This is a genomic window from Roseivirga sp. UBA838, assembly GCF_002296035.1.
In the GTDB taxonomy this organism is placed as follows: domain Bacteria; phylum Bacteroidota; class Bacteroidia; order Cytophagales; family Cyclobacteriaceae; genus Roseivirga; species Roseivirga thermotolerans.
On the sequence record NZ_DBHC01000033.1, the window covers coordinates 1 to 12,282 of the forward strand.

Below are 12,282 nucleotides of genomic sequence, written 5' to 3' on the forward strand. Positions count from 1 at the left end.
TTTCTATCCTGACGAAGGAAGGAGCTGCACAGCTAATTTGCCATGCAGATGTCTCGGCTTCGCTCGACATGGAAAAGATTTGAACCCCTATTCTTTACCCTGCTTACTCTGAAACTTCTCCTTTAAATATTTGTATCGGTACCAACCAAACGCTACCCCCGCGGGTATAGCAATAATCAGGTTAATTAGGTTCTTTTCCGGCTCCATAGGTTTGGTATCGTCAAAATATGGAATACCAATATAAATGATCAGCCACACGGCCAGCATGAAAATAACGCCTTTAACGGCCCAGTTATACTTGCGCATCTTTGTTTACAATTTGGTGAATTAAGCGAAGGCCATCCAGTGTTAAATGTCGTTTTACTTCATCGAACCGCTGATGGAGGGGATGCAATATAGACGAAAGACCTCCTGTGGCTACTACCTTCGTTTTTTGGCCCAATTCTGCATGAATTTTATCGAGCATTCCTTCAACCATGCTCACATAGCCCCAAAGCACTCCCGACTGAATGGCATGTATGGTGTCTGTACCCAGTACTGAGTCAGGCAATTCTAAAGGTACTTCAGGCAGTTGAGCAGTATTGCCCACCAGTGCCTTGATAGCAGTTTTTAATCCGGGAGCAATGTTAACCCCCTGAATGAGTCCGTCTGCCCCCACTATGGTAAAAGTAAGCGCGGTACCAAAATCTACGATCACAATATCTTGTTTGTACAGCACATGACCGGCTACTGCGTTGGCTATTAGGTCTGTGCCAATCTGGTACGGCCTTTTAGTGCGAACAGGTAAATACTCATAAATCTTTGGCCCAACGAACAGCGGCTCGCGCTTAATAAGCGGTTTAGAAAACTCAGAGAGAATATCATTGAGTTGTGGAACCACCGAAGAAATCACAATACCATCAACCTCTTCGAGTTTAAGGTTTGCCTCAAGAAAATTGAGCCTGAGAAACATTTCGTACTCAATCTGATTCTTAACAGGCACGGTGTTAAATCGCCATTCATGGATCCACTCTCCCTCTTTGTAAATACCAAATACTATGTTGGTGTTACCTGCGTCTATAGCTAAAAGCATCTTTTCAATTTGACATTCAAGCTTTGGGGCTTAAAGTTGCCCAAAACTTTCAAGCTTTAAACATTATACAAACTAATCGATAAACTTTGGAGGGTGTTGCTCATCGTACTCAGTGGCCTCCTGATATGCTCTGGCCACTGCCAGAATGGTTGCTTCATCGAATAAGTTGCCTATAAACGATATACTCGTAGGGCTGCCATTGGTGTTGTATCCATTTTTGAGTACCACACACGGGTGCCCTGTCAGGTTAGTGGTGAGCAGTTGACTTCCTCCAAAGCTTGGAGTCACTATTACATCGTAATTTTTCATTAGCTGATTTACTTTTTCTATCAGCTCGTATCGTGCCCTGTTAGCATTGATGTAATCTACGGCTGAGGTGAAACGCGCTGAGCGAAACAGGTTGGGCCATGCTCCGGCATTTTGTCTGACTAACAGTGTGTCCTGATCAGAGCGGGTGAGTGCATCGAAAGCTGCTGCAGCTTCGGCTGTTAATATGGCTTGCATTCCACTGAATGGCATGTCTGAAACCCATTCTACCGGCTCTAAATTGGCTCCTAACGACCGCAATACCTCCAGTGTTTGGTCATCGTTTTCTTTTTGACTGCCTCTCCCATTTTCAAAATAGTCTTTGAGATAACCAATCTTAAGCTGGCTTAAATCTACTCTGCCTTTAAAATTGAAGGGATGATCTTCCACCGTAAGGTCTATTCCATCTGTTCCGCGAATGGCTTCAAAAACCAGAGCACAGTCAAGAGCGGTTCTGGCCATAGGGCCAATTTTGTCCATGGTCCAGCTTAGAGCCATAGCTCCTGCCCGACTCACACGGCCAAAGGTTGGTCGAAGTCCGGTAACACCATTTCGGGTTGAAGGCGAAACAATGGAGCCTAGTGTTTCGGTACCAAGAGCAAACGGAACCAGCCCCGCAGCCGTACTTGATCCTGAGCCTGCGCTCGATCCGCTGGAGCCCTGTTCTAAATTCCAGGGGTTTTTTGTAGTGCCTCCGTACCACACATCGCCCATGGCCAAGGCTCCCAGGGTAAGCTTTGCCACTAGCACGGCCCCGGCCTCATCGAGCTTCTTTACCACCGTAGCCAGTTCATCGCCCCTGTACTGTTCCTTAAAAGGGCCAGCACCCCAGGTGGTTTTGTATTCAGGAACAGCCAGCAAATCTTTTGCTCCGTAAGGAATGCCATGCAGTGGTCCCAAATAAGTGCCGTTTTTGAGAAGTTCATCGGCTTTTCGTGCCTGTGCCATGGCGCGTTCTTCGGTAATGGTAATTACCGACTGTAGAGTGTCTCCATACTTCTTTAACCGTTCAACGAAAAACTCTGTAAGCTCTACACTGCTAATTTTTCGCTCCCTTATTAGTACCGATAGTTCAGCCACGGTGTAAAAAGCCAGATCGTTTCGGTTGGCCGGCAAATCTACTTTTTCAGGTAATTGCCAACGCAGTGTTTCCTGTCTGGAGGCAATGGCTTTGCCTGTTTGTTGAGGCTTGAACCAAACAGCGGGAGGGGTGCTGTTGTCTAGTTCATAGGCGTGTAGCTCTTGTATTCCATTGAGGTTGCGGTTCACATTGGGCAAAAGCTGTTCTATTTCATTATCTGTAAAGTTCAGGTTCAGTATTTTCTGTGCAGCTTTAATGTCTTCTGCCACAATGGGGCTGTCTTGAGCCACTTTATAGCCGGCAAAGAAACTTAGGCCTACAACGGCTATAGTGCCCAATGCCTTGTGGCTTGTAAGAAATGAGAAGCGGTTTTTCATAGGTTAGAAGGTTAAGCTTAATATTGTAGCGGCTTATCGCAATAAGTCTTCAACAATAAGAATGGACATAAGTTATATAATCGATGGAAACACCACAAAGATTATTTCCACACTGGATGAGAGGCCTGCTTCTGGCTGCAGCAGCGTATAATATTTTATGGGGAGTGTTTATTGGATGGTTCCCTCAAACCTTTTTTCAATGGGTGGCCGAAACCGAAGCGGTGGCACCTTCTATTATTCGTTGGCAGGGTAGAGGTGTTTTGGCTATGGCACTGGTATATCTTTTATGTGCCATACACCCCGGCAAACTTTGGTTTTTGGCGGCTTTTGGTGCCCTTACCAAATTACTGGGAGCCTTGTGGTTCTATCAGGTGGTATTGGAGCAATTCTTAGGTAAAAAGGCCTTGTTTCATCTCATTATGAATGATCTGGTTTGGGTGCCATTGCTCTTCTGGATTTCCATTAGAGCCTATCAATACAAAAAAGAGAAAACATGAAAGAACGCTTTACCAGACTGTTTGAATATAACTTATGGGCCAATGGTCAGTTGGCAGAATCGCTGAGGGTGAATCCCATAGAAAACGATAAAGTGCTTAAGCTTACCAGTCATTTGGCCAATGCGCAGGTTATTTGGTTAGATAGGGTTCAGGGGCAATCGTCTACGGTTGGTGTTTGGGATGAGTACTCTCAAAAAGAAACCCTTGAGTTGTTGGAAAGATCGAGTCAGGATTGGCTAGACTTTCTCTACTCTGCCGAAGATTTGGAAAAGGTTATTGAATATAAAAACTCAAAAGGGCAAACCTATGAGTCGCGTATCGAAGACATTCTGAACCATGTGGTAAATCATAGTACCCACCATAGAGCTCAGGTAATGCTCTTGCTGAGACAAGAAAATATAGACCCGCCCTCGTTAGACTTTATCTTCTACGTGCGCAGCTAGAAGAAGATAAACTTCTTGCGCTTATAAATAGGGGTGCGCTGCTTTCTTACCATGGCACTTCCCACACGCGAACTTCCAAAACAATAAGGCTTTCTGGCGTTGGCTTTCAGCTGGCTGATGGAGATGCTAAAGAAAAAACCGGCCGAGGTTTTCTCTTTCTTAAAGAGCGTTTCTAAGGTATGAGTGCCAATGGTGAATGGTCCATAACGAGCTGCCAGCCCCACTTCGGTGTCGTTGCTAAAGTTGTACATTATGGGAAGGTACACTCCATAAATCCCCGTTTCGTAACGAGGTGTTAGCATAAGGTGATTGATATACGATACTCGAAAGTCTGCCGGCATAGCCCAACTCAAATCGGCCAAAGCAGCTGCATTAAAGTAAAAATTGTTGCCAAAGTTGTAATCGTAATTGAGTCGCAGGGCGGTCGGTAAACTCACAGTGTATGTGCCTGAAACATCGGTAGTGGTTAAGTAATTTTCAAGACTATTGCGAAAAGCTCTAAAACTTGTCACTCCGGTGAACAAGCTGTTGAAGTCGGCACTGTTTGCATTGGGATTAAGTCCGGTTGTTGCAAAAGAAGCTGAGCCATAGTCCATGGTCATTGTGCCTATGTCGGTGATGCTGGCACTTACTCTGAATTCATAAGTAATGTCGGGGTGTAGGCTTGTGCCGGAGGCACTCTTGGGGTCGGCTCTAAAGGCAACCCGTTCATAAACCAGACCTATGTCTGCCCCGCTCAGTTTATAACCTGTGCCTTGGGGAGGAATGCGCATGGCATTAGTTCCGTCAAAAGGTTCATAACCGTCAAGGTTGGCAGAGTAGCCCGCGCGTAGGTTAAATCGGTTTACGTCCAGTCTACCATCCGCCAATACATCATAATCTGCACGTTCTAAAACTGCCCAGGCATGGCCCATGGGGTTTACTGCCTTAAGAGTAACACCCAGTTTTATACGATTCACCCCGTCATCTCTGAGTAGGCCTCCATAAGTAAAGGCCAGTTCTTGCCATGTGGCCGAAGAAAAATTCAATTGTTCATTCAGGTAAGTTCGCCCGGTGTATTCAGGTGAGTTGAATCGGTTGATTTGTGCAACAAAATTGGGCGATATTTCGGTGCCGTTCATTACACTTCTCACATTGTAACGAATACCCACGCCTCGCTTGCGGCTCAACGAAAGCAATACAGAAAGTCCGCCAAGACTGGCGTTTCCTTTCACATATTTTGTTTCGGTATCATCGAACCGAATAAGCCGAATGGCTCCTTCGGAGTTTTTAGCAGTGTGGGCAATGTTGTTGGCGAGGTATATATTGCCATTCACCAGATTAAAATCGTATTTGTAAGGCGAGTTGGCTACTGAAGCAGGCTGCTCCCCCAAGCCCAATACTCCCGAGAAATCTGAAGTAAAAAAGCCATTGAACTGTTGAGCCGAGAGCCTTTGAAAACAAAAGGTTACTGATAAACAGAGACTTATGATTAGGCTAAAATGTCGCACTTACCGGTTGGTTTGACCAAAAATAAGCGATGAAAACTAAATTTTTTTTCATTCTCAACGCATTTGGCATTTGTGAATCTTTAACGACTAAAACAACAGGGTCTTCTCTCTAACACCAAATAAAATTCCACTAAATAAGAAATGTTACATATTTTCTATTTATGGGTAAGTTTAGTTATTGTCTTTAAAATGCATAAAAATGTATGTCAACGACCATATTTTTTGTACGAAATGCGTTTTTCTGTATCTTTGTAACACTTTCACTTACCACCTAGAGAACTCCTTCTCACAGTAAAACTTCCCTTAGACTACTTTTCCAAACAACCTGAATCGAACTAGCGACTACGCTTTGGCGTGCGCTCATAAGTATTTTTCCTACGCCCTGATATCAGGGTGACAAGTAGGTGTTTTACGATCGAACTAAGTAAAATACCCAAAATGAATGACCAGTAAATCGCTCTCATTATAGCGAGCCTTTACAGGGAATTTTAGGCTGTTATGGAACGCACCTTACAGCCACTTGAACATCGCCCTGATGACCAGTCAACAGGGTTAACGATGAACAAGAAATTGCTTAGTAGCGCATTCCTTTTAGTGCTGATCGGCATTGTGTCGATTGTACCCGTATCCCTTTTTGCCAACAACAACTTAGATCGACTCCTATCCCGCGAAGCTGCTGCTGAAGATATTGAGCTTTATTTCAGTATAATTGATCAGCAGCATGGGAATCCATACCAATACATTTCCCGAAAGGAATTCAGACAATTGGTCGATGAAACCATTGCCCGCTTGCCTGAGTCCATCCCCTACAAAGAGTTTGACGTGTTGCTCACGCAGCTCAACAATAAAATCAGATGTGGCCACACTGTGGTAAGCCTAGACACTGACTTCTTAAAGAGTGCCACTAACCTTGCTCAGTTTTTTCCTTACCCGGTAAGAATTATTGAGGGCAGGTATTTCATCGATTTTGAAGATGGCGATCTACCCCTTGGGTCTGAGCTTATTTCAATTAATGAGCAGGCTATTGCGGGCATGACCGAGCAACTCAGTGCACTTACGGTGACAGACGGCTTTAGTTCAACCAAGCCCATTAGAGAAATTGAAAGCCGTTTTGGCTACTACTTCTTTTTAAAGTATGGAGCTGCCAGTAGTTTCATGGTTACATATAAAACGCCCAATGGTTCTATACACCAAACCGAAATTGCGGCCATAGAGGGAAATCGTATGCTGGCCAATAATTACTACAGACCGGTGTACAAACAACATGAGAGATACTATCACTTTACACATTTAGATGCGATCGACTCCCTTCAGACATTGGTGCTCACCCTAAATACGTTCCAGGCTAACCCTGACTGGTTCTATGAGAAACTGGCATCGCGATACAACGAGGAGACCAAAGAGTTCGACTTTGAAAACCTAGTGATCGATTTACGATTGAATGAGGGGGGCGATCGCAGAATATTAAACTTCCTTTATGAATTTATTGGAGGAGGTCAGCTAAACGATCCGTCAAAAACGGTGGTTAGAAACCAAGATATTGCCCTGGCAGACTATCTGGTGGGTATTAACGGGTCTAATAGTTCGGCTGAAGTGATTGCCAAGGCCGATGCTTACCTGAAGCAGCATTTTACCAATGCCACCGAAAAAGGCTTTGAAGGTGAGGTTCAAAACTGGCACAATACCTTCGATCTTGGTATTCACTGGAAAGGAACGGCATTTAAAGGGCAAATTTATGTGCTTACTTCAGGCAAAACCTTTTCTGCGGCTGCAGACCTTGCCCGAATTTTGAGCGATATGCCCAATGTTACGCTGGTTGGCGAAGAAACAGGCGGTGGTCATAAAGCCCGTACGGCCAACATGCTGCTCAATTATAGCCTGCCCAATACCGGAGTAAACTTGCAGGTGCCTGTCATATATGAGGAATTCCTGAACGTTTCTAATCAGTCTACTGGCCGCGGTACTTTCCCCGATCATTTGGTAACCCAAACTTATGAAGACTTGCTGGCCAAAAAAGATACGGCCTTCGAGTTCACCCTTCAACTAATAGGCCAGCGAAGCTCGTTCGGCACGAATTAGTCAGAAACATTTTCCTGACTTAGCCCGAATAATTTACCTTTATGGAATGAGTAAACCCGAGAAGACCCTCTTCTTGCTCGATGCTATGGCGCTTATTTACCGAGCCCATTTTGCATTTAGCAAAAACCCTAGAATTAACTCAAAAGGACTCAATACAGGAGCTCCTTTTGGCTTTACCAACAGCCTGTACGAAATCATAGAAAAACGAAAGCCAACACACATTGGTGTAGCTTTCGATACCAGTGCCCCAACCTTTAGACACAAAGAGTACAGCGAGTACAAAGCTCAGCGAGAGGAAACCCCGGAAGACATAAAGATTGGGACACCTATTGTTAAAGATATAGTAAGAGCTTTTAATATTCCCGTACTGGAACTTGACGGTTACGAAGCCGATGATGTGATAGGTACGCTAGCTAAAAAAGCAGCCAGAGCAGGGTTTGAAGTATTTATGATGACCCCCGACAAGGACTATGGGCAACTGGTGGAAGAGCATATTTACTTATACAAACCTGCTTTTATGGGTAATGGGGTAGACATAATGGGAGTACAGCAGGTTTTGGATAAATGGGATATTGAACGGATTGATCAGGTTGTAGATATGCTTGGCCTGCAGGGCGACTCTGTCGATAACATTCCGGGCATTCCGGGCGTTGGGCCCAAAACTGCTTCCAAGTTGCTGAAAGAATACGGATCAATGGAGGCCATTATTGATAACGCGGCCGATATAAAGGGAAAGCTCGGAGAAAAGATTGCCACTTTTTCAGAACAGGGTCTGCTTTCGAAAAAACTGGCCAGGATTAACATTGAAGTACCCATAGCATTCGATGAGAAGGCCTTGGAATATACCGGACCCAATGTAGATAAGCTAAAGTCCATTTTTGAAGAATTAGAGTTTAGAACAACCCTAAAGAGAATATTGGGCGAGTCTACCGGAACAACCACCAGACCAAAACCAGTGGCTTCAGAACAAATGGCTTTGTTTGGAGAGGCTCCCCCTCTAATGGAAAAAGAAGTGCCGGTTGTAGAGGAAAAATTGAACATTTCTACCACCCGCCACCACTACCACCTCATAGATACACCCAGCCTCAGAAAGCGCCTGGTGAATTACCTACTGTCCCAGCCAGAGTTTTGTTTCGATACAGAAACAGACAATCTGGAACCTATTGAAGCTAATCTGGTAGGGCTGGCCTTTGCCTACAAAACCGGTGAAGCATACTACGTGCCAACTCCTGAAGACAAAGAAGAGACCCGTGCTATTTTAGAGGAATTTAGACCGGTATTCGAAAACCCAGAGATTGGTAAAATTGCGCAGAATGCCAAGTATGATATACAGGTGCTCAAGAACTATGGTATTCAGGTAAAAGGCAAAGTCTTCGACACCATGATTGCCCACTACCTTATTGACCCGGACACACGCCACAACATGGATGTGCTGGCCGAAAATCTACTCAACTATACCCCTATTTCTATAACCGAACTCATCGGTAAAAAGGGTGTGAAACAGGGTAATATGAAAGATGTAGCTGTTCATAAGGTGGTGGAGTATGCGGCAGAAGATGCAGACATAACCCTACAGCTTAAACATAAACTCGCTCCCGGCCTAAGCGAGGGGCAACTACAAAAGCTGTTCGATGAAGTAGAAATGCCTCTCATGCATGTGTTGGCCGAGGTAGAATATAATGGTGTGAAAATAGACACGGAGGCCCTTGCTGCTATGTCTAAAGAGCTGGAAGAAGCCAGTGCCATCGCTCAAAAAGAAATTTTCGAAATGGCCGGGGAAGAATTCAATGTAGCTTCTCCCAAGCAGTTGGGTGTGGTGTTATTCGAAAAACTTCAGTTGGTTGAAAAGCCCAAGAAAACCAAAACAGGACAATATGCCACTGGCGAAGATATACTTTCCAAACTGGCTGTAGAACACGATATTGCCCGTAGGATTCTTGAATTCAGAGAATATCAGAAACTAAAGTCTACCTATGTAGACGCTCTTCCTAACATGATTAGTCCGGTAGATGGTCTTGTCCATACCGACTATCGACAAGCCGTGGCGGCCACCGGAAGGCTAAGCTCCAACAACCCAAACTTGCAAAATATCCCCATCCGTACAGAAAAAGGAAGGGAAATACGAAAGGCATTTATTCCTCGTTCGCAAGACCATGTACTAATGGCGGCCGACTACTCGCAGATTGAACTTAGAATTGTGGCCGCATTTGCGAAAGATAAGAGCATGATCGAAGCCTTTAGGTCAGGAAAAGATATTCATGCAACCACCGCCAGTAAAGTTTTTGGTGTGCCACTAGAGGAGGTAGACCGAGACATGCGTAGAAAGGCCAAAGAAGTAAACTTTGGGCTCATATATGGTATTTCAGCCTTTGGTTTGGCACAAAACATTGGCATATCCCGCACAGAAGCTCAGGAAATTATTACCGCTTATTTCAATGAATTTCCGGGAGTAAAGGAATATATGGATGCCCAGGTGAATAAGGCCAGAGAGTATACGTACGTAGAAACCATTTTAGGCAGAAGAAGGTATCTCCGCGACATTCATTCAAAGAATATGACGGTTAGGGGCCATGCCGAAAGAAATGCTATTAATGCGCCCATACAAGGGAGTGCAGCCGATATGATTAAAATTGCCATGATTAATATTCATTCATGGATGAAAGAAGAAAAGCTGAAATCTAAAATGATTATGCAGGTGCACGATGAACTGGTATTTGATGTTCACAAAAGCGAGCTTGACTTAATGAAAGAGCGAATACCTGAACTTATGAAAAACGCTATGACCTTAGAGGTTCCTATGGATGTTGAGGTAGGCGTAGGAGAAAACTGGTTAATAGCACACTAGCATGGCAACATTTAATGTATCGTGGCAAGATATTGAGCAGGCCCATGAGCGGGTTAAGCCCTATATTCACCGTACACCGGTGCTCAGCTCAGAAAGTATTAACACTATAGTAGGTGCAGAGCTTTATTTTAAATGTGAGAACTTTCAGAAAATAGGTGCCTTTAAAGCACGAGGAGGGATAAACGCTGTTTTTTCACTACCCAAAGAACAACGTTCCAGGGGGGTTGTCACGCACAGTTCGGGCAATCATGCCCAAGCCATTGCTTTGGCAGCGAAAATGGCCGGTGTACCAGCTTACATTGTTATGCCCAAAACCGCTCCGCAGGTAAAAATTGCGGCTGTAGAAGGCTATGGAGCTCATATTACACTTTGCGAGCCTACTCAGGCATCTCGCGAAGAAACTTCTGCACGAATTCAGAAAGAAACAGGAGCCGTATTTATTTCGCCATACAACGACTTTAAGGTTATTGAAGGGCAGGCCACTTGTGCCAAAGAGCTTCTGGAAGAATTGCCCGAATTGAACACCTTAATAACCCCGGTTGGTGGAGGAGGCCTGCTGGCCGGAACCGCATTGACTGCGCACTATCTGAATGACAAGGTAGAAGTATTGGCCGGTGAACCGGAGGGAGCAAACGATACGTATCTTTCTGTGCAAAAGGGAGAGCTTGTGAGAATTGACGCACCGAAAAGTATTGCCGATGGACTTCTGGCTACTATGGGAGACAAGAATTTTGAGATAATTAGGCCTCTTGTAAAGCAGATATTGGTGGTTTCTGATTCAGAAATAATTGATGCAATGCGGATGATTTGGGAGCGAATGAAAATTGTCATTGAGCCCTCTTGTGCAGTTCCTTTTGCTGCCATCTTAAAAAATAAAGAACTGTTCGAAGGCAAAAAAGTGGGCGTCATTCTTACCGGAGGCAATATAGACCTAGGGAAGCTGCCCTTTTAATTAGGGAGTATACAGGAATGCCAGAGGCTATTTTACTGGGGCATAGGGATTAATCTCTTTCAGTTTTTCTTCTAAAGCACGCAGGTCTTTGAGTCCTAGCCAACTCACTTTTATTCTGTGCTTTCTAAGTTTCTCCTCCTCATCAAGCACGTTGAGGCCAATGTGAAGATGGTCTGTTTCAAAGTAGCTATCGAAGTTGTACTTGGTAACCACCAGCGAGTTTCTTTTTTTGGAAAAGAGCTTTTGCGTATTAATAACCACTCCGCCATCGGCTTCTGTAGCATGCACATATACGGGCCAATTGACAAATGAAGACATAAAGCCAAACAATGGAGCAAATGCGGCAAGTAAAATGAGTCGTGGTAAATCAGGAGCTATAATAAAAGTGTAAACAAACATGAAGAGCACAAAAAGCCCGTAGAAATAGAGCAGATACTTAAACCGGTTTACTCTTCCTTTGTTGTTAATGTCTTTCATAATGGGTTAGTGTTATGTAGCCAATTATAGCATATAAATACGGTAATGTTATGAGCAGTCAATACAAGCACTTTTGCTTGGGGGTCAGGCTCGCCTTACTTTGCTGAGGATGTCCCACAAAACCACCCCAATACTAACGCTTACATTTATGGAATGTTTAGTGCCGAACTGAGGGATTTCTAAACACAAATCGGCCGATTTAACAATGCTTTCTTCTACACCAAATACCTCATTGCCAAAAACAAGAGCTAGCTTTTCGTCAGGCAGAGGGCTAAACTCATTTAGCAGAATACTTTGATCTGCCTGCTCAACGGCTGCAATGCGATAGCCCGCTTTTCTCAAATCTTCACAGGCCTCATTGGTGGAGCCAAAGTATTTCCACTCTACCGAATCAGTAGCTCCCAGTGCCGTTTTATGGATTTCGCGGTGTGGTGGTTGGGCGGTAATTCCACAGAGATAGATGGCCTCAATAGCAAAAGCATCGGCCGTGCGAAAAGCAGACCCCACATTGTGCATGCTTCTGAGGTTGTCCAAAACCAAAACTATGGGGTGTTTGGGTAGTTCTCTAAAGGTTTCTATATCGGGTCTGTTGAGCTCCTCGTTACTGATTTTTCGCATGATTCAAAAATAGGAAAGATTTTGGAGCCCAGGAGAGCCAGACTT

General features: G+C 44.4%; 11 protein-coding genes. 5 read left to right on the forward strand and 6 right to left on the reverse strand.

The genetic code is table 11. From position 1 onward, the window contains the following. Positions 1-87: 87 nt before the first annotated feature. The 3 genes from B3O12_RS11180 to B3O12_RS11190 all read right to left on the reverse strand — a co-directional run bounded on the left by B3O12_RS11180 (position 88) and on the right by B3O12_RS11190 (position 2,836). Positions 88-306 (reverse strand): hypothetical protein, encoded by a 219-nt coding sequence (locus B3O12_RS11180; RefSeq protein ID WP_189629144.1) that lies wholly within the window; start codon positions 304-306, stop codon positions 88-90. After that, on the reverse strand, positions 293-1,072 hold the full coding sequence (locus B3O12_RS11185; RefSeq protein WP_189629145.1) for a type III pantothenate kinase: 780 nt from the start codon (positions 1,070-1,072) through the stop codon (positions 293-295). Before B3O12_RS11185 ends, B3O12_RS11180 begins: the two co-directional genes overlap by 14 nt. A gap of 72 nt (positions 1,073-1,144) precedes the next feature. Continuing rightward, complete coding sequence (locus B3O12_RS11190) at positions 1,145-2,836, reverse strand: amidase (RefSeq protein ID WP_286756348.1); 1,692 nt, start codon at positions 2,834-2,836, stop codon at positions 1,145-1,147. An 83-nt stretch (positions 2,837-2,919) separates the two neighbouring features. Between B3O12_RS11190 and B3O12_RS11195 the strand changes: the two genes are divergently transcribed. Both B3O12_RS11195 and B3O12_RS11200 read left to right on the forward strand, forming a co-directional pair. Beyond that, positions 2,920-3,333 carry a hypothetical protein gene (locus B3O12_RS11195; protein WP_189629147.1) on the forward strand — a complete coding sequence of 138 codons (414 nt, stop codon included), beginning with the start codon at positions 2,920-2,922 and terminating at the stop codon, positions 3,331-3,333. After that, complete coding sequence (locus tag B3O12_RS11200) at positions 3,330-3,776, forward strand: DinB family protein (RefSeq protein WP_286756349.1); 447 nt, start codon at positions 3,330-3,332, stop codon at positions 3,774-3,776. The genes B3O12_RS11195 and B3O12_RS11200 overlap by 4 nt, the downstream gene beginning before the upstream one ends. Here the strand turns inward: B3O12_RS11200 and B3O12_RS11205 are convergent. Next, positions 3,773-5,266, reverse strand: coding sequence for a DUF5723 family protein (locus B3O12_RS11205; RefSeq protein WP_286756350.1), 1,494 nt, complete (start codon positions 5,264-5,266; stop codon positions 3,773-3,775). The genes B3O12_RS11200 and B3O12_RS11205 overlap by 4 nt on opposite strands. A 558-nt stretch (positions 5,267-5,824) precedes the next feature. Between B3O12_RS11205 and B3O12_RS11210 the strand changes: the two genes are divergently transcribed. Genes B3O12_RS11210 through B3O12_RS11220 form a run of 3 tightly spaced genes read left to right on the forward strand, consistent with a single transcriptional unit; the run spans position 5,825 to position 11,142 of the window. Next, on the forward strand, positions 5,825-7,345 hold the full coding sequence (locus tag B3O12_RS11210; protein WP_286756352.1) for a S41 family peptidase: 1,521 nt from the start codon (positions 5,825-5,827) through the stop codon (positions 7,343-7,345). A gap of 46 nt (positions 7,346-7,391) precedes the next feature. Then, positions 7,392-10,190 carry a DNA polymerase I gene (polA, locus tag B3O12_RS11215; protein WP_286756353.1) on the forward strand — a complete coding sequence of 933 codons (2,799 nt, stop codon included), beginning with the start codon at positions 7,392-7,394 and terminating at the stop codon, positions 10,188-10,190. 1 nt (position 10,191) lies between these two features. After that, a complete protein-coding gene (locus tag B3O12_RS11220) occupies positions 10,192-11,142 on the forward strand; it encodes a pyridoxal-phosphate dependent enzyme (RefSeq protein WP_286756354.1) in 951 nt (316 codons plus the stop codon). Between the two features lie 27 nt (positions 11,143-11,169). Here the strand turns inward: B3O12_RS11220 and B3O12_RS11225 are convergent, their stop codons facing one another. Next, positions 11,170-11,619, reverse strand: a complete 450-nt coding sequence (locus B3O12_RS11225; protein WP_286756355.1) for a hypothetical protein — start codon at positions 11,617-11,619, stop codon at positions 11,170-11,172. 84 nt (positions 11,620-11,703) lie between these two features. Then, positions 11,704-12,237: an RNA methyltransferase gene (locus tag B3O12_RS11230; RefSeq protein ID WP_286756356.1), complete on the reverse strand. Its 534-nt coding sequence runs from the start codon at positions 12,235-12,237 to the stop codon at positions 11,704-11,706. Positions 12,238-12,282 lie beyond the last annotated feature (45 nt).

What these genes read in the sequence shown, in the direction of transcription:
- B3O12_RS11180 (WP_189629144.1), bottom strand. Translation starts at nt 306, where the DNA reads ATGCGCAAGTATAACTGGGCCGTTAAAGGCGTTATTTTCATGCTGGCC.
- B3O12_RS11185 (WP_189629145.1), bottom strand. Translation starts at nt 1,072, where the DNA reads ATGCTTTTAGCTATAGACGCAGGTAACACCAACATAGTATTTGGTATT.
- B3O12_RS11190 (WP_286756348.1), bottom strand. Translation starts at nt 2,836, where the DNA reads ATGAAAAACCGCTTCTCATTTCTTACAAGCCACAAGGCATTGGGCACT.
- B3O12_RS11195 (WP_189629147.1), top strand. Translation starts at nt 2,920, where the DNA reads ATGGAAACACCACAAAGATTATTTCCACACTGGATGAGAGGCCTGCTT.
- B3O12_RS11200 (WP_286756349.1), top strand. Translation starts at nt 3,330, where the DNA reads ATGAAAGAACGCTTTACCAGACTGTTTGAATATAACTTATGGGCCAAT.
- B3O12_RS11210 (WP_286756352.1), top strand. Translation starts at nt 5,825, where the DNA reads ATGAACAAGAAATTGCTTAGTAGCGCATTCCTTTTAGTGCTGATCGGC.
- polA (WP_286756353.1), top strand. Translation starts at nt 7,392, where the DNA reads ATGAGTAAACCCGAGAAGACCCTCTTCTTGCTCGATGCTATGGCGCTT.
- B3O12_RS11220 (WP_286756354.1), top strand. Translation starts at nt 10,192, where the DNA reads ATGGCAACATTTAATGTATCGTGGCAAGATATTGAGCAGGCCCATGAG.
- B3O12_RS11225 (WP_286756355.1), bottom strand. Translation starts at nt 11,619, where the DNA reads ATGAAAGACATTAACAACAAAGGAAGAGTAAACCGGTTTAAGTATCTG.
- B3O12_RS11230 (WP_286756356.1), bottom strand. Translation starts at nt 12,237, where the DNA reads ATGCGAAAAATCAGTAACGAGGAGCTCAACAGACCCGATATAGAAACC.